Source organism: Sphingomonas sp. SP6 (assembly GCF_058313435.1).
Genome location: NZ_JBZFLG010000002.1, coordinates 161,950 through 177,776, shown reverse-complemented (window position 1 = coordinate 177,776; position 15,827 = coordinate 161,950). Strand labels below are relative to the sequence as shown.

Genomic DNA, 15,827 nt, shown 5'->3' with positions numbered 1-15,827 from the left:
CCATGCCCAACGCGGCATCGTCCGGCCCGGACGAGAACAGGAAACGCGACCGGCGCCGGATTGTAAAGTGTCGGGAAGACCTCTTGAGAGCGTCGTCGCTCCGACCTGGCGTTTTCGGGATCTTCATGGGCAGATCCTCAAGTCGCGGCTCGGGTCCCGGACGCTGACATCACCGGGGTCCCGTCCGAGGCCCACACCCCCAGCGCCAGCGCCTCGCCTTCCCCGCCGAGCGTAAGGTGCAGCGCCTCCCCCGCCACCGCCGGCGACACGCCGCGGAACGCAAAGGTCGCCAGCGCCTGCTCCCCCAAGGTCCGCCGCGCGAGGTCGAGCAGCAGCGTCGCCATCAGCGGCCCGTGGACAACCAGCCCGCGATACCCTTCCTCGCCCGTCGTGTACGGCAGGTCGTAATGGATCCGGTGGCTGTTGAAGGTCAGCGCCGAATAGCGGAACAGCAAGGGCGGCTCGGGCACGATCAGCCGGTGCGCGATCCCCTCCGGCGTGAACGAAGCCGCGCCCCGCACCGGCGGCGAGGGCGCACCGTTCGCCGCCGCTGCCTCGCGGTACACGATCGTTTGCACCTCGCGCACCGCTTCCTCGGCCCCCGCGGTGACATGCTCGACCTCGACGAAGACGAGCTTGCCCGATCCGCCGCTCTTCTCGGTCACCGCCGCGACCCGCGAAGTCCGCCGCACCCGCTCGCCGATCCGCAGGGGGGCGAGGAACTCCACCTTGCTCGACGCCCACATCCGGCGTGGCATCGGGATCGGCGGCAGCAGCCCCGCATCTGCCCGCACCGGATGCCCGTCCGGCCCGAGCAACGCGGTCGGCGCGGCGGGCGGGGCGAGGCACCAGTGGATGCCCTGCGGGGCGAACCCGTCCGCCGCCGGCGCGGTGTCGAGTGTCGCGACGAAGCGCGCGACCAGCCCGGCGTCGACCACGTCCTCGTGGCTTTCGCTCCGCCCGATCCACTCCTTGTACGCCATCAGTTGCGCCCCCCGATCAGCCCGCGCGCGATCACCTGCGCCTGGATCTCCGCTGCGCCTTCGAAGATGTTGAGGATGCGCGCGTCGCACAGCACGCGGCTGATCTCATATTCGAGCGCATAGCCGTTGCCGCCGTGGATCTGGAGCGCGGCGTCGGCATTGCTCCACGCCGTCCGGGCCGCCAGCAGCTTGGCCATCCCCGCCTCGATGTCGGAGCGCTTGCCCGAGTCCTTGGCCCGAGCCGCCGCATAGGTCAGCTCCCGCGCCGCGATCAGGTCGACCAGGCTGGCCGCGATCTTGTCGGCGACGCGCGGAAAGCCAAGGATCGCCCGCCCGAACTGCCGCCGTTCCTGGGCGTAGCTTAGCCCCAGCTCCAGCGCCCGCCGCGCCACCCCAACCGCGCGCGCCGCGGTCTGGATGCGCGCGCCCTCGAAAGTCCGCATCAGCTGCTTGAAGCCTTGCCCCTCCTCGCCGCCGAGCAAAGCGTCGGCGGGCGCGGCCATGCCGTCGAACGACAGCGCATATTCGCGCATCCCGCGGTAGCCGAGCACCGCGATCTCGCTTCCGCTCATGCCCTGGGCAGGGAAGGCGTCGGCGTCGGTCCCGCGCGGCTTGGGGACGAGCAGCATCGACAGCCCGGCATAGCCCGGCGCGTCGCCGGTCCGCGCCAGCAGCGTCATCAGGTCGGATCGCGCGGCATGGGTGATCCACGTCTTCGCCCCGTCGATCCGCCAGCCGTCCCCGGACCGGACGGCGCGGGTGGTGAGCGAGCCGAGGTCGCTGCCGGTGTCCGGTTCGGTGAACACCGCGGTCGGCAGCACTTCGCCGCTGGCGATCAGCGGCAGCCAATGCGCCTTCTGCGCCTCGGTCCCGCTGCCCGCGATCAGCTCGCCCGCGATCTCCGAGCGCGTGCCAAGCGACCCCGCGCCGATCCACCCGCGCGACAGCTCCTCGGTGACGACGCACATCACCAGCTTCGAAAGCCCGAGCCCGCCGTAGCTCTCGGGGATGCACACCCCGAACGTGCCGAGGTCCGCCATCGCCGCGACCGTCGCGTCAGGGATCAGCCGGTCCTCGAGGTGCCAGCGGTGGGCATGCGGCAGGATCTCCGCATCGGTGAAGCGGCGATATTGGTCGCGGATCGCATCGACATCCTCGTCGAGCGTCTCGCTCGGCCATTCGCCCGCGTCGAGCAGGGCGATCAACGCGCGCCGGTCCTCGGCGTGGTCCGCATCGAGCAGGTCCGCCCAGGCGCGCGCCAAGTCGCGCGCCGCCGCGCCCAGCCCGAGATCGGCCGGCCGGAACAGCTCGTTCTGCCCCATCGGCAATCCGCCGACGAGCTGCGCGACGCCCTCCGCCAGCGCCAGCTTAGCGACCAGCCGGTCGATCTCGCGATCTGACCGTTCGCTCCACGCCGCCACCGCCTCCAGCGCCGCCACCGTCGTCGCCACCCAGGCGAAGCCATGCGCCGCTCGTTGCTCTTCGTCGATCTTGCGCGTCGCCAGCCGCTCCACCAGCGCCTCTCGCGCGGCGTCGCGGTAGCGCCGGGCGGCGTCAAGCACGCTCGAACACCGCGGCGATGCCCTGACCGCCGCCGATGCACATCGTCTCCAGGCCGTATCTGCCGCCGCGCCGCTGCAATTCGCGGGTCAGATTGGCGAGGATGCGCCCGCCGGTGGCACCGATCGGATGGCCGAGGCTGATCCCCGATCCGTTGACGTTGAGGATGTCGTGGCGCGCATCGTCGTCCGACCAGCCCCAGCCCTTGAGCACCGCCAGCACCTGCGGCGCGAACGCCTCGTTGAGCTCGACCAGGTCGATGTCGTCCCAGGCAAGACCCGTCCGCGCGAACAGCCGCTCGACCGCCGGCACCGGCCCGATCCCCATGCGCGACGGCTCGCAGCCCGCGGCGGCCCAGGAGTGGAACCAGGCGATCGGCTCGAGCCCCAGCTCCTCGAGCTTGTCCTCCGCCACGACCAGGCACGCGGCGGCGGCGTCGTTCTGCTGGCTGGCGTTGCCGGCGGTGACGACCCCGCCCTCGAGCGGCTTGAGCTTGCCGAGCGACTCCAGCGTCGCGTCGGCGCGGTAACCCTCGTCGTGATCGAAGAGGAGCGCCTCGCCCTTCTTCTGCGGCACCACGACCGGGACCAGCTCGTCGGCGAACAGCCCCTTGTCCCACGCCGCCGCCGCGCGCTGGTGCGAGCGGACCGCATAGGCGTCCGCCGCCTCGCGGCTGATCCCGTAATCCTTGGCGAGATTCTCCGCCGTCTCGATCATGCCCGAGATCACCCCGAACCGCTCGACCGGCTGCGACATCAGCCGCCCGCGCGTCAGCCGGTCGTGGAGCGTCAGATTGCCCGCGCGGACGCCCTTGCGGACGTCGGTGGTGTAATGCTCGACGTTGGACATGCTCTCGCACCCGCCGGCGACGACCATGTCGCTGACTCCGGTCTGCACCATCATCGCCGCGTCGATCACCGCCTGGAGCCCCGAGCCGCAGCGCCGATCGAGCTGATAGCCCGGCACCTCGATCGGCAGTCCCGCCGCAAGCCACGCCCAATGTCCGATCGCCGGAGCCTCGCCGTTGCCGTAGCCCTGCGCGAAGACGACGTCGTCGACTTGGCGAGGGTCGATCCCGGTCCGCTCGACCAGCGCCTTGAGGATCGTCGCGCCGAGCTGTCCGGCGGTGAGCGACGACAGGCTGCCCCCGAACTTGCCGACGGCGGTGCGGATCGGGGAGACGATGGCGGCGCGGCGGAGGGTCATGGGTTCACGTCCTGGTTTGGCCGGCGACGCCGGCGTCGATGAGGCGGGCGATCTCGCCCGAGGGAAGGCCAAGCCGCTCGGCGAGCACCTGTTCGCTATGCTCGCCGTTGCGGGGGGCGGGCAGGGGCGCGCCGCGCTCCAGTTGCGGCATCGTCGCGAAGGCGCCCGCCGCGGGATAGTCGACCCCGCTCGGGTTGGCGGCGCTTCCGAAGATCGGATTGTCGCGCACCAATGCCGGATCGGCCGCCGCCTCGCTCATCGTGCGATAGGCCGAATGGACGATCCCGCCGGCATCAAGCGTCGTCGCGAGATCGGCATGGCGCCACGCCCCGATCGCCGCCTCGAACAGCGGGAACAGCGCGTCGCGGTGGGTGAAGCGCAAGCCGTCGTCCGACGCGAACGACACCCCGCGCTCCCCCTCCACCTTCGCCACCGCCTCGCCGAGGCCGAGCGCGGCGAGCAGGTTCGCCCATTGCCGGTGGGTGACGACGACCAGCATCGTCCGCACCCCGTCCGCGGTCACGAAGTCGCGCCCGAACAACCCGAACACGGTATTTCCCAGCCGCGGCCGATCCGCGCCGGTGTAGAGGACTTCGGCGAGGCTCCCCAGATTCGCGACGGTCCCGATCGCGACGTCGGAGAGCGGCAGCCGCACCTCGCCGCCCATGCCGGTCGCATCGCGCCGCCGCAGCGCCGCGAGCAGCGCGAAGGCCGCGTAGGAGCCGGTCAGCAGGTCCCACGCCGGCAGCACATGGTTGACCGGCTCCGGCCCCGCGCCGGTCAGCAGCGGGTAGCCGACTGAATTGTTGACCGTGTAGTCGAGCGCCGGCGAGCCGTCCGCCCACCCCATCACCCGCACGGTGATGAGATCGGCGCGCCCCGCCGCCAGCGTCTCGTGCGCCAGGAACCCCTTCGCCGGGAAGTTGGTGACGAACTGCCCGGTCGCGCGCACCAGCGCCTGCAACAGCTCGCGCCCCTCCGATCGCGACAGGTCGAGGGCGACCGATTTCTTGGCGCGGTTGAGGTTCTCCCAATAGAGCGAGTCGCCGCTTTCGGTCACCGGCCAGCGGCGGAAATCCGGCCCGCCGCCGATCTGGTCGACGCGGATCACCTCCGCGCCCATCTGCGCGAGGTACAGCCCGGCGGTCGGCGAGGCGACGAACGACGACGCCTCGATCACGGAGAGCCCGCCGAGGACGTCGTACATCTAGGCCACCCACATCGACGCTGCGCCGGCATCCTTCCACCCCGCGCGTTCGTGCCGAGCGAAGTCGAGGCACCTGACGGGAACCCTGCGCGCGTCCCTTGTCCCTCGACTGCGCTCGGGACGATTGGGGTGGAAGCATGCGATCATTCGCTCAGACCCCCGCCGCGGCGAACTCGCGCAGCATGTGCTTGGCGATCTGGAGCTGGAGGATCTGCGTCGTGCCCTCGTAGATCCGGTACACCCGCGCATCGCGGAAGAAGCGTTCGGCGTCATATTCGGCGAGGTAGCCCGCGCCGCCATAGACCTGCACCACCCGGTCGACGATCCGCCCGCACGCCTCGCTGGCGAAGACCTTGGCGGCCGCGGCCTTGCGCAGCACGGTCTCGCCCGCGTCGGCGCGACGCGCGGCGTCCTCCAGCATCGTCGTCGCGGCGTAGATCTCGATGTCGCTGTCGGCGAGCATCGCCTGGATCAGCTGGAAGTTCACGATCGGCTCGCCGAACGCCTTGCGCTCGGTCGCGTAGCGCAGCGCCGAGTCGAGCGCGCGCTGCGCATAGCCGACGGAAGCCGCCGCGACCGACAGCCGGCCGTTGTCGAGGCTCTTCATCGCCGTCGCGAAGCCCTTCCCCTCCTCGAGCCCCAGCAGCGCGTCGGCGGGGAGGTCGACGTCCTCCAGGATGATATCGGCAATGTGGCTCCCGGCCTGGCCCATCTTCCTGTCGGACTTGCCGCGCGAGACGCCGGGCGTGTCCATCGGCACGAGGAAGGCGGAGACGTGCGCGTTCTTGGGCAGCGGGTCCTTGCTGGTGCGCGCCATGATCAGCGCGACCTGCGCGTCCGGCGCGTTGGTGATGTAGCGCTTGGTGCCGTTCAGCACCCAGCCATTGCCTGTGCGCACCGCGGTCGTCTGCATTCCCGCGGAGTCGCTGCCCGATCCCGGCTCGGTCAGCCCGAAGCTCGCGATCTCGCCCGCCGCCAGCCGCGGCAGCCATTCGCGCCGCTGCTCCTCGGTGCCGCCGTTCTTGAGCGCGCTCGTCACCATGCCGATGTTGATCGAGATGATCGAGCGGAACGCGGGCATCGCATAGGCGAGCTCGCGGATGGTGCGCGTGTACTGCGCGATCCCCATGCCCGCGCCGCCGTATTCTTCCGGGATGGTGATCCCGAACAGCCCCATGTCGCGCATCTCCTGCACGATTTCGGCGGGGATTCGGTCGGTCTCGACGATCTCGCGCTCGGCCGGGATCATCCGCTCGCGGACATAGCGGCGGAGCTGGTCGATGAATTGGTCGAAGGTGTCGGCGTCCATGCCGGGATTGCTCATCGGGGGCCTCAGATCGGGTCGTAGGGGAAGACGTGCGCCGACACCTCGTCCGCGCGCGCGAAGGCGGGGCGGAAAGCGGGGATCAGCTCGTCTGCGATCGTCTCGGGGGTCCAGCCCTCGACCTTGGTCATCGAGCGGATCGGACGCGGCTTGTTGAACAGCAAGATCTCGTTGCGACGGACTGCGAAGATCTGGTTGTTGACGTCCTTGGCACGGTCCGAGGCGAGGAAGGCGACCAGCGGCGCGATCTTCTCCGCCCCCATCGTCTTGAACCGCTCGACGCGCAGCTTCTGCTCGGGCGTGTCGGCGGGAACCGACGAGGTCATCCGGCTCCACGCGAAGGGTGCGACGCAGTTCGAGCGCACCCCGACGCGCGCCATGTCGAGCGCGATCGCGTGGCTGAGGCCGACGATCCCCGCCTTCGCCGCCGAATAGTTCGCCTGGCCGATGTTGCCGATCAGCCCGGTGGTGGAGGTGAAGTGGACGAAGCTGCCCGACTGCTGCTCGCGGAAATAGGGCGTCGCCGCCTTCGAGATCAGGAACGCGCCGTTGAGATGCACGTCGATGACGGCCCGCCAGTCCTCGAAACTCATCTTGTGCCAGATCGCGTCGCGCAGGATGCCGGCGCTGTTCACCACCGCGTCGATTCGGCCGAACTGCTGGACGGCGCCCTCGACGATCGAGGTCGCGCCCGCGGGATCGGCGACGCTGGCGAGATTGGCGTGCGCCTCGCCGCCGGCCGCGCGGATGTCGGCGACCGTCTGCTCGGCGGGCCCCGCCTCGCCACCCTCGCCGCCGCCGCCGACGCCGGGGTCGTTGACCACGACGGCCGCGCCCTCGCGCGCGCACAGCAGCGCGATCTCGCGCCCGATCCCGCGCCCAGCGCCGGTCACCGCCACCACCTTGCCGTCGAGAATGGCCATCAACGCTCCTTGCGAACGCGGGCTAAGCCGCCCGCTTCACCGGCGCAAGGTCGCGGATTGCGTCCTTGATCGCGCGGCCCGTAGAAGCCTGCCCGATCCCAGGAGAGTCCGCCCCGATGACCATTCCCGCCGCCCGCGACGACTTTCCCGAAATCCGCGACGCCGTGCGCGCGCTCGTCCGCGAGTTCGGCGACGCCTATTTTCGCGAGGTCGACGAGGCGCGCGCCTATCCGGAAGGCTTCGTCGCGGCGCTGACCGAGGCGGGCTGGATGGCCGCGCTGATCCCCGAGGCGTTCGGCGGGGCCGGGCTGGGCCTCACCGAAGCCTCGATCATCATGGAGGAGATCAACCGAGCCGGCGGCAATTCGGGCGCGTGCCACGGCCAGATGTACAACATGAACACGCTGCTGCGGCATGGCTCGGAGGAGCAGAAGCGGCGCTTCCTCCCCGAGATCGCCGCGGGCCGCGTCCGCCTTCAGTCGATGGCGGTGACCGAGCCGACCACCGGCACCAACACGACCGAACTCAAGACCCGCGCCGAGCGGCATGGCGATACATATGTCGTGACCGGCCAGAAGGTCTGGATCAGCCGCATCCAGCATTCGGACCTGATGATCCTTCTCGCCCGCACCACCCCGCTCGAGCAGGTCAAGAAGAAGGCCGACGGCCTTTCGATCTTCCTGGTCGATCTGCACAAGGCGATCGGGAACGGCATGGAGATCCGGCCGATCCGCAACATGGTCAATCACGAGACCAACGAGGTCTTCTTCGACGGGCTCGAGCTGCCCGCGGATTCGCTGATCGGCGAGGAGGGCAAGGGGTTCCGCTACATCCTCGACGGATTGAACGCCGAGCGCGCGCTGATCGCGGCGGAATGTATCGGCGACGGCTACTGGTTCGTGGAGCGCGCGGTCGCCTACGGCTCCGAACGGATCGTCTTCGATCGCCCGATCGCCAAGAACCAGGGCGTCCAGTTCCCGATCGCCCAAGCCTATATGGAGATCCGAGCCGCCGATCTGATGCGCTACGAGGCGTGCCGGCTGTTCGATGCCCAGCAGCCTTGCGGCGCGGAGGCGAACATGGCCAAGCATCTCGCCGCCGAATCGTCGTGGAAGGCCGCCAACGCCTGTATGCAGACCCACGGCGGCTTCGGCTTCGCGGCGGAGTACGATGTCGAGCGCAAGTTCCGCGAGACCCGGCTCTACCAGGTCGCCCCGATCAGCGCGAACCTGATCCTCTCGTTCGTCGGCGAACACGTGCTGGGGATGCCGCGCTCGTTCTGAGCATGAGGGCTTGCGGCATCGCATTTACTTCGACGCGGCGCAGTCATAGCCTGAGCGTGGTCCCGGCGGCGAGGTGATCCCGATGGCATGGTACGGCAAGACGACGACCGACGTCTCGGCCACGTTCGAGAGGCTGGGGCCGCGCGGCGGATCGCCGGCGGCGCGCTCCGGCACGATCGCGGGCACGCTTGCCGACGATGCGAGCGGTGACGGGCAGCGCGGCTGGACGGTGTTCCTCGACGCGAACGACAACGGTCGGCTCGACCTCGGCGAGCGGAGCACGAGGAGCGATGCGGCGGGCCATTACGCATTCGACGGGGTCGCTCCCGGCACCTATCACGTCGTGGCTCGGGCGCAGTTCGGGTGGCAGCATTGGTCCTTCGTCGACCCCGCGCCGTCGATCGAGGCGCCGGAGCCGACACCGATCGAGCGGCTCAAGGCGGCGGTCGCCGCATCGCAGGCCGAGCTTGCCGCGGCAGGGCTCGGCCCGCTTCCCGCCGATTTCACGCTGCCGCACGTGGAAGGCCAGCTCGTCGTCAAGCTCGCCGACGCCGCGATGCCGGCGGCGCAGACGCAGGCGCTGATGCAGAGCGTCGGCGCGACGCTGGTCGGCTCGACGGTCGCGCTCGGCGTCCAGCTCTGGCAGTTCGACGGCGTGTCGATCGAGGATGCGGCCGCCCGGCTGACCGCAAGCGGGCAGGTCGCCTACGCCAACCCCAATTACATCGCGCACGCGGCGGACGTGGCGGTCACGCCCGACGATCCGCGCTACGTCCAGCAATACGGCCCCGACCAGATCGACGCGCCGGAGGCATGGGCCTTTGGTACCGGCAGCGCCAAGGTCGTCGTCGCCGACATCGACAGCGGCATGGACATGACCCATCCCGACCTCGCCGGCAATTTGTGGACGAACCCGGGCGAGATCGCGGGAAACGGCAAGGACGACGACGGCAACGGCTATGTCGACGACATCCACGGCTGGGATTTCGTCAATGGCGACAACGATCCCAGCGACGATTACTTCCACGGCACTCATACGGCCGGCACGATCGGCGCGGTCGGCGACAACGGGATCGGCGTCGCGGGCGTGAACTGGGACGTGTCGCTGATGCCGCTCAAGTTCATCGACGCGAACAATTTCGGCACCAGCTTCGATGCGACCCGGGCGGTCGAATATGCGACGATGATGGGCGTCCAGGTCACCAACAACAGCTACGGCGTCGGGCCCGACACCGGGCTGCGCGACGCGATCGCCGCCGGCGGGCTGTTCGTCGCCGCCGCGGGGAACAACGGCAGCGACAACGACGTCCGCGGCTTCTACCCGGCGAGCTTCAAGCTCGACAACATCATCGCCGTGGCGGCGGTGGACGGCTACCAGCGGCTCGCCGATTTCTCGAACTACGGGCTGACCTCGGTCGATCTGGCCGCGCCGGGCGTGAACATCATGAGCACCTATCCGGTCTGGGACGGCTCCTACGGCTCCGCCTACGGCACCTCGATGGCAACGCCGCACGTCGCGGGCGCGGTCGCGCTGCTGATGTCGCTCGCGCCCGATCTGTCGCTTGCCGAGATCAAGGCGGCGCTGCTCGCCGGCGTCACGCCGCTCGCCTCGCTCCAGGGCAAGGTGCTGACCGGCGGCGAACTCAGCATCATGGGCGCGCTCGACGCCATCGCCAGCGCGTCGCGGACCGTCGCGGTCGGGGCTGGCGAGACGGTGACCGTCGACTTTGCCGCTCACGGCGCCGCGACGCGGGGCGGCGACGCGATCATGGGATACGATCTGGCCGAACGGATCACCGGGTTGCGCGGGAGCGACGTCCTGGGCGGCGGGGCGGGCGACGACATTCTGGTCGGCGGCGCCGGCGACGATCGGCTGACGGGCGGGGGCGGCGCGGACACCTTCGTCTTCTCCGCCGCGAGCGGGGCCGACATGATCGTCGACTTCCGCGCGGGTCAGGGCGACCGCATCCTGATCCGCGAGGCGGGCGCGCCGACCTTCGACGATCTCGCGATCGGCGACGACGGGCAGGGCGGCGCCATCGTCGCGTTCGGATCGTCGCGGATCGACGTGGCGGGCGTCAGCCCGGACGCGCTCGGGCCGGACGACTTCGTGTTCGTCGACCGAGCGGGGCCGCTGTTCGCGCCGGACGCCGGGTTCTCGCACCTGCCGCTCGCCTGACCCCGCCGTGGCGGCGATCAGCGGTGCTGACCACCGTCGACCGGAATCACCGCGCCCGTGACGAAGCTCGCACGCGGGCTGAGCAGGAAGGCCGCCATCGCGCCGATCTCCTCGGGCGCGCCGAAGCGCCTCAGCGGCACCTCGCGCCGGATCCAGCGCAGCCAGTTCTCCGCGCGCGGCGCGCCGTCTCGGGTCCGCTCCTCCCAGTCGCCGCCGGGGAACAGGATGTTTCCCGGCGCGATCGTGTTGACCCGCACACCGCTGGGTCCGGCGATCACCGCCAATTCTTTCGCCATGTGGTTCATCGCCGCCTTGGCGGTGCCGTAGGTGAGCGGTGTGCCCTTCGCCGCCAGCCCGGCGATCGAGCTGATCATCAGCAGCGCGCCCTCGCCGCGCGGGACCATCCGCCGCAGCGCCGCGCGGGCGAGGAAGAATGCGGAATCGAGATTCTGCGCGAACGCCCCGCGCCAGGTCGCGTCGTCGATCTCGAACCCCGGGGGGGTCGGATACAGGCCGACGTTGGCGACCGCGCCGTCGATCGGCCCCAGCGCCTCCTCGGCCCAGACGAGGGCGCGCTCGACCGCGGCGGCGTCGGTCATGTCGCCGGCTTGCGCCGCCACGTTCGCCGCGCCGAACCGCGCCGCCAGGTCGGCGCGGGCCGTCTCGAGTCCCTCCGCGCCGCGCGCGGTGATCGCGACCCTAGCCCCCTCGGCAAGGCACGCCTCGACGATGCCCCGCCCGATGCCCCGGCTGCCGCCCGCGACGAACACGACCTTGCCCGCCAGTTCCAGATCCATCCTCTCACCTCACGATCGATCGCGTCCGCGCTCGTGTCGGCGACCCGCGTCGCCGCGGCAAGCGTGCCGGTGCCCATCTAAAACGATCGCTTGAGCGACGCGAGAGAAGTCGACAGGATGCGCGCGACCGTGGGAATCGCCCCGGCCAGGAGAGACGACGATGGAAGCTGCCGTGGCGGTCCGCCCTACTCCCGCCAATCCGCCCTTCCGGCGCCTGCCGCAGAAGGGTCCCGACGTCACCGTCGACCGCCGTGCCGACGGCAGCATCCTGATCCGCTCGAACCACTCGCTCGGCCCCACCGCACGCTCGATCGCGCACCTCTTCGCCGAGCGCGCGGCCGACCATCCCGAACGCCCGTTCCTCATGCAACGTGAGCCGGGGCACGGTCCCTGGCGCGGCGTCACCTACGGCGAGGCGAAGCGCGCGGCCGACGGAATCGCGCAGTGGCTGCTCGACCGCGGGATGGGCGCGGACGACAGCGTGCTGATCCTGTCGGCCAATTCGATCGAGCAGGCGCTGCTGATGCTGGGCTGCTATACCGCGGGCGTCCCCGCCGCACCGATCAGCCCGGCGTACAGCCTGGTCTCGACCGATCACGCCAAGCTCAAGCACGCCTTCGCGACGGTGCGGCCGAGGGTCGTGTTCGCGCAGGAAGCCGGGCCGTTCGCGCGCGCCTTCGTGACGCTCCGCGCGCTCGATCCCGACCTTGCGCTCGTCACCGTCGATGGCGGTGACGCAACGACCCGCTTCGCCGATCTGACCGCGACCGAGCCGACCGCCGCCATCGCCGAGCGCCGCGATACGATCGGGCATGCGACCGTCGCCAAATACCTCTTCACCTCCGGCTCGACGGGCATGCCCAAGGGCGTCCCGCAGACCCACGGCATGATGGTCCACGTCATCGCCGGGCAGGAGGGACTGCGCGACGACGCCGGCGAGGAGCGCGTCCCTCCGACGTCGCTCGACTGGATGCCGTGGAGTCACATCTCGGCGGGCAACATCCACTTCAACGGCAACCTGCATGCCGGCGGCACGCTCTACCTCGACGAGGGGAAGCCAGTGCCGGGGCTGTTCGAGACGACGATCAAGAACCTCTACGAGGTCTCGCCGACCGGGTTCGGCTCGGCGCCGGTCGCCTACGCGATGCTCGCGGACGCGATGGAGCGCGATCCCCGCCTCCGCGCCAGCTTCTTCCGCAACCTCAACTCGATGGGCTACGGTGGCGCGACGCTGTCGAACGACCTGTACGAGCGGATGCAGGCGCTCGCGATCGCCGAGACGGGCGAGCGGCTGCCGTTCCTCACCATGTACGGCGCGACCGAGACGCAAGGAATAACGGTCGTCCATTGGGCGACCGAGCGGGTCGGGTTGATCGGGCTGCCGCTGCCGGGAACGACGCTCAAGCTGGTCCCCTCGGGCGACAAGCTGGAGGTCCGGGTCAAGGGACCGACCGTGACGACCGGTTACCACGGCGATCCCGAGCGGACCGCCGCCGCCTTCGACGAGGAGGGGTTCTACAAGCTCGGCGACGCGGCGCGCTTCCTCGATCCCGACCGGCCCGAGGAGGGTCTCGTGTTCGATGGCCGCGTGACGGAGGACTTCAAGCTCTCGAGCGGGACCTGGGTCTCGGTCGGCACGCTGCGCCCCGACGTCGTCGCCGCCTGTTCGCCCTACCTCCACGATGCGGTGATCGCGGGGCAGGACAAGCCCTTCGTCGGCGTGCTCGCCTGGCCGTCGCCGACGGCGCTCCAGACCCTCGCGCAAGCGGCGCCGGGGAGCGATCCGATCGAGACGCTCACCGCACTGGTCGCCGAGCAGCTGCGGGCGTTCAACGCTTCCGCAGGAGGCGGATCGCGGCGGGTGCGGCGGTTGGTGATCCTGCGCGATCCGCCGTCGATCGACGCGGGCGAGATCACTGACAAGGGCTACGTCAACCAGCGCGCCGCGCTCACCGCGCGCGCCGCGCTGGTCGACAGCCTCTACGCCGAACCACTTGCCGACGGCGTGGTCGACCTGGGGGACGACTGAGGCGGGCTGACCTCGGCCGGCGCGCGGACGAGGGCCGACGTACCGTCCGACGCGAACGTCTGTTGCGAGCGCCGATTTCGTCGGATTGGTTCGCCGGCCACAATCGACGCCGTCGCGGGCAAGCGATTTTCGATGGTGGCGAGGGCGCGCCCGACGGCTATGGGCCGCCACCTTCGTCACCGCTGTCTTGGAGGGCGCGATGCGTTTCATCACCTATTCCGCCGACGGCGCGGAGGGTGTCGGGCTTCGGACCGAGAGAGGGTACCGGGGGGCCTCCGTAGCGACGCTCGGGGCGGACCTGAAGGCGTGTCTCGCGGAGCCCGATGCGCTCGCCGCCTTGGCGCGGACGCTCGCCACGGCGCCGGTGCTCGACGAGTCGGCGATCACGCTTCTCCCGCCGGTGCCGCGTCCCGACAAGATCCTGTGCGTCGGGCTGAACTACGCCCATCATTCGGCGGAAAGCGGGTTCACGCCGCCCGATTATCCGACCGTGTTCGCTCGGTTCGCGACGAGCCTGGTCGGCGCGGGAGCGCCGATCGTCCGCCCGAACGCTTCGGAGATGTTCGACTATGAGGCGGAACTCGTGGTCGTGATCGGCCGCGGCGGACGCCGCATCGCCAGGGCGGACGCGCTGGCGCATGTCGCCGGCTATGCGCTGGGCAACGACGGCTCGATCCGCGACTATCAGCGCAAGTCGCCGCAATGGACGATGGGGAAGACCTGGGACGCGAGCGGCGCGTTCGGCCCCGAACTGGTCACCCCCGACGAGCTTCCGGAAGGCTGTCGCGGGCTGCGGCTCACCACGCGCGTCAACGGCGTCGAACTCCAGAACGGATCGACCGATGACATGATCTTCGACGTGCCGACGCTGATCGCGACCCTTTCCGAGGTGATGACGCTGGCGCCCGGCGACATTATCTTCTCGGGTACTCCCGCCGGGGTCGGCGCGGCGCGTACCCCGCCGGTCTGGCTGAAGCCGGGCGACGAATGCGTCGTCGAGTTGGAGCGACTCGGCCGTCTCGCCAATCCGGTCGTCCAGGAAGGCGCGTGAGCGGCTAGACGACCTCGTCGATCAGGATCGCGCGGAAATCGTTGACGTTGGTCAGCGTCGGCCCGGTGACGACCAGATCGCCGAGCGCTGCGAAGAGCGAATAGGCGTCGTTACGGCGCAGGAACGCTTCCGGATCGAGACCGAGCCTTTCCGCCCGTGCGAGCGAGGTCGGGTCCATCGTCGCCCCGGCATTGTCCTCGGTCCCGTCGATCCCATCGCTGTCGGCGGCGATCGCGTGAACTCCCGCTGCGCCCCGGAGCGCGACCGTCAGCGCGAGCAGGAACTCGGCGTTGCGTCCGCCGCGGCCGTCGCCCCGCACGGTTACGCTGGTCTCTCCTCCGGACAGGATCGCGCACGGCGGCGCGATCGGGCCCTCGCCCGCCAGGATGCGACGGGCGAGCGCCGCCTGCTCCGCTCCGACCGCCGCCGCCTCGCCCTCGATCGCGTCGCCGAGGATCAGCGGCATGTACCCCGCGGTCCGCGCCACCGACGCCGCCGCCGCGAGCGCGACCGCCGCATTGGCGACGATGCGGACGTCGGCGTCGGGCAACGCGCCGGGTTTGGGCGTCTCGCTTTCGGGGTTCGCCAGCCACGCGGCGATGCTGGCGGGAGGCTGGATCGCAGATCGCGACAGGATCGCCATCGCGTCCTCGCGCGTGGTCGGATCGGCGACGGTCGGACCGGAGGCGATCGTCGCCGGATCGTCGCCGGGCACGTCGGAGATGGCCAGCGTCACCAGCCGGGCGGGCCGCGCGGCGAGCGCCAGCCGGCCGCCCTTGATCCGCGAGACGTGCTTGCGGACGCAGTTGATCTCGCCGATCGCGGCTCCGGAGCGCAGCAGCGCCCGCGCCAACGCCTGCTCCTCGGCCAGGGTGACACCGGGCGGCGGCGCGGGCAGCAACGCCGACCCCCCGCCCGACAGCAGGCAGAGCACGAGATCGTCGGCGGTCAGCCCCGACACCGCCTCGAGCATCGCCGCGGTCGCGGCGACGCCGGCGGCGTCCGGCACCGGATGCGCGGCCTCGAGCACGCGGATGCGTCGGCACGGCGCGCGATGGCCGTAGCAGGTGACGACGAGGCCGGAGAGCTCTCCCGGCCAATGTGCCTCGACCGCCTGCGCCATCGCCGCCGCCGCCTTGCCCGCCCCGATCACGACGGTCCGCCCGCGAGGCGGCGAGGGAAGGTGCGGCGGGACCCGGCGGGAGGGGCGCGCGGCATCGACGGCGGCGGCGAACAGATCGAGCAGGAGTCCGCGCGCCGTCGGGTCCGCGGCGGTCATGGTCCG

General features: G+C 70.6%; 12 protein-coding genes. 4 read left to right on the top strand and 8 right to left on the bottom strand.

The genetic code is table 11. The features are described 5' to 3' along the window. Positions 1–137: 137 nt before the first annotated feature. From AC4GYY_RS06590 to AC4GYY_RS06565, 6 genes are all read right to left on the bottom strand, one after another. Positions 138–983, bottom strand: a complete 846-nt coding sequence (locus AC4GYY_RS06590) for an HTD2 family dehydratase (RefSeq protein WP_491119470.1) — start codon at positions 981–983, stop codon at positions 138–140. Beyond that, positions 983–2,545: an acyl-CoA dehydrogenase family protein gene (locus AC4GYY_RS06585; protein WP_491119469.1), complete on the bottom strand. Its 1,563-nt coding sequence runs from the start codon at positions 2,543–2,545 to the stop codon at positions 983–985. The genes AC4GYY_RS06590 and AC4GYY_RS06585 overlap by 1 nt, the downstream gene beginning before the upstream one ends. Then, entirely contained in the window at positions 2,538–3,749 is a 1,212-nt protein-coding gene (locus AC4GYY_RS06580; RefSeq protein ID WP_491119468.1) for an acetyl-CoA C-acetyltransferase, read from the bottom strand. The genes AC4GYY_RS06585 and AC4GYY_RS06580 overlap by 8 nt, the downstream gene beginning before the upstream one ends. A gap of 4 nt (positions 3,750–3,753) precedes the next feature. After that, positions 3,754–4,956, bottom strand: a complete 1,203-nt coding sequence (locus AC4GYY_RS06575; protein ID WP_491119467.1) for a CoA transferase — start codon at positions 4,954–4,956, stop codon at positions 3,754–3,756. A gap of 151 nt (positions 4,957–5,107) precedes the next feature. Continuing rightward, entirely contained in the window at positions 5,108–6,280 is a 1,173-nt protein-coding gene (locus AC4GYY_RS06570; protein ID WP_491119466.1) for an acyl-CoA dehydrogenase family protein, read from the bottom strand. 8 nt (positions 6,281–6,288) lie between these two features. Next, positions 6,289–7,203: an SDR family NAD(P)-dependent oxidoreductase gene (locus AC4GYY_RS06565; protein ID WP_491119465.1), complete on the bottom strand. Its 915-nt coding sequence runs from the start codon at positions 7,201–7,203 to the stop codon at positions 6,289–6,291. A 116-nt stretch (positions 7,204–7,319) separates the two neighbouring features. Between AC4GYY_RS06565 and AC4GYY_RS06560 the strand changes: the two genes are divergently transcribed. Further along, positions 7,320–8,486 (top strand): acyl-CoA dehydrogenase family protein, encoded by a 1,167-nt coding sequence (locus AC4GYY_RS06560; RefSeq protein WP_491119464.1) that lies wholly within the window; start codon positions 7,320–7,322, stop codon positions 8,484–8,486. A gap of 82 nt (positions 8,487–8,568) precedes the next feature. Next, on the top strand, positions 8,569–10,665 hold the full coding sequence (locus AC4GYY_RS06555) for a S8 family serine peptidase (RefSeq protein ID WP_491119463.1): 2,097 nt from the start codon (positions 8,569–8,571) through the stop codon (positions 10,663–10,665). Positions 10,666–10,682: 17 nt separating this feature from the next. Here the strand turns inward: AC4GYY_RS06555 and AC4GYY_RS06550 are convergent, their stop codons facing one another. Further along, positions 10,683–11,462 carry an SDR family NAD(P)-dependent oxidoreductase gene (locus AC4GYY_RS06550; RefSeq protein ID WP_491119462.1) on the bottom strand — a complete coding sequence of 260 codons (780 nt, stop codon included), beginning with the start codon at positions 11,460–11,462 and terminating at the stop codon, positions 10,683–10,685. Between the two features lie 160 nt (positions 11,463–11,622). On the opposite strand from AC4GYY_RS06550, the gene AC4GYY_RS06545 reads away from it, so the two are divergent. Both AC4GYY_RS06545 and AC4GYY_RS06540 read left to right on the top strand, forming a co-directional pair. Further along, positions 11,623–13,491 (top strand): AMP-binding protein, encoded by a 1,869-nt coding sequence (locus AC4GYY_RS06545; protein WP_491119461.1) that lies wholly within the window; start codon positions 11,623–11,625, stop codon positions 13,489–13,491. Positions 13,492–13,690: 199 nt separating this feature from the next. Then, complete coding sequence (locus AC4GYY_RS06540; RefSeq protein ID WP_491119460.1) at positions 13,691–14,542, top strand: fumarylacetoacetate hydrolase family protein; 852 nt, start codon at positions 13,691–13,693, stop codon at positions 14,540–14,542. 4 nt (positions 14,543–14,546) lie between these two features. Here the strand turns inward: AC4GYY_RS06540 and AC4GYY_RS06535 are convergent, their stop codons facing one another. Next, positions 14,547–15,821: a glycerate kinase type-2 family protein gene (locus AC4GYY_RS06535; RefSeq protein ID WP_491119459.1), complete on the bottom strand. Its 1,275-nt coding sequence runs from the start codon at positions 15,819–15,821 to the stop codon at positions 14,547–14,549. Between the last annotated feature and the right edge of the window lie 6 nt (positions 15,822–15,827).

What these genes read in the sequence shown, in the direction of transcription:
- AC4GYY_RS06590 (WP_491119470.1), bottom strand. Translation starts at nt 983, where the DNA reads ATGGCGTACAAGGAGTGGATCGGGCGGAGCGAAAGCCACGAGGACGTG.
- AC4GYY_RS06580 (WP_491119468.1), bottom strand. Translation starts at nt 3,749, where the DNA reads ATGACCCTCCGCCGCGCCGCCATCGTCTCCCCGATCCGCACCGCCGTC.
- AC4GYY_RS06575 (WP_491119467.1), bottom strand. Translation starts at nt 4,956, where the DNA reads ATGTACGACGTCCTCGGCGGGCTCTCCGTGATCGAGGCGTCGTCGTTC.
- AC4GYY_RS06570 (WP_491119466.1), bottom strand. Translation starts at nt 6,280, where the DNA reads ATGAGCAATCCCGGCATGGACGCCGACACCTTCGACCAATTCATCGAC.
- AC4GYY_RS06565 (WP_491119465.1), bottom strand. Translation starts at nt 7,203, where the DNA reads ATGGCCATTCTCGACGGCAAGGTGGTGGCGGTGACCGGCGCTGGGCGC.
- AC4GYY_RS06560 (WP_491119464.1), top strand. Translation starts at nt 7,320, where the DNA reads ATGACCATTCCCGCCGCCCGCGACGACTTTCCCGAAATCCGCGACGCC.
- AC4GYY_RS06555 (WP_491119463.1), top strand. Translation starts at nt 8,569, where the DNA reads ATGGCATGGTACGGCAAGACGACGACCGACGTCTCGGCCACGTTCGAG.
- AC4GYY_RS06550 (WP_491119462.1), bottom strand. Translation starts at nt 11,462, where the DNA reads ATGGATCTGGAACTGGCGGGCAAGGTCGTGTTCGTCGCGGGCGGCAGC.
- AC4GYY_RS06545 (WP_491119461.1), top strand. Translation starts at nt 11,623, where the DNA reads ATGGAAGCTGCCGTGGCGGTCCGCCCTACTCCCGCCAATCCGCCCTTC.
- AC4GYY_RS06540 (WP_491119460.1), top strand. Translation starts at nt 13,691, where the DNA reads ATGCGTTTCATCACCTATTCCGCCGACGGCGCGGAGGGTGTCGGGCTT.
- AC4GYY_RS06535 (WP_491119459.1), bottom strand. Translation starts at nt 15,821, where the DNA reads ATGACCGCCGCGGACCCGACGGCGCGCGGACTCCTGCTCGATCTGTTC.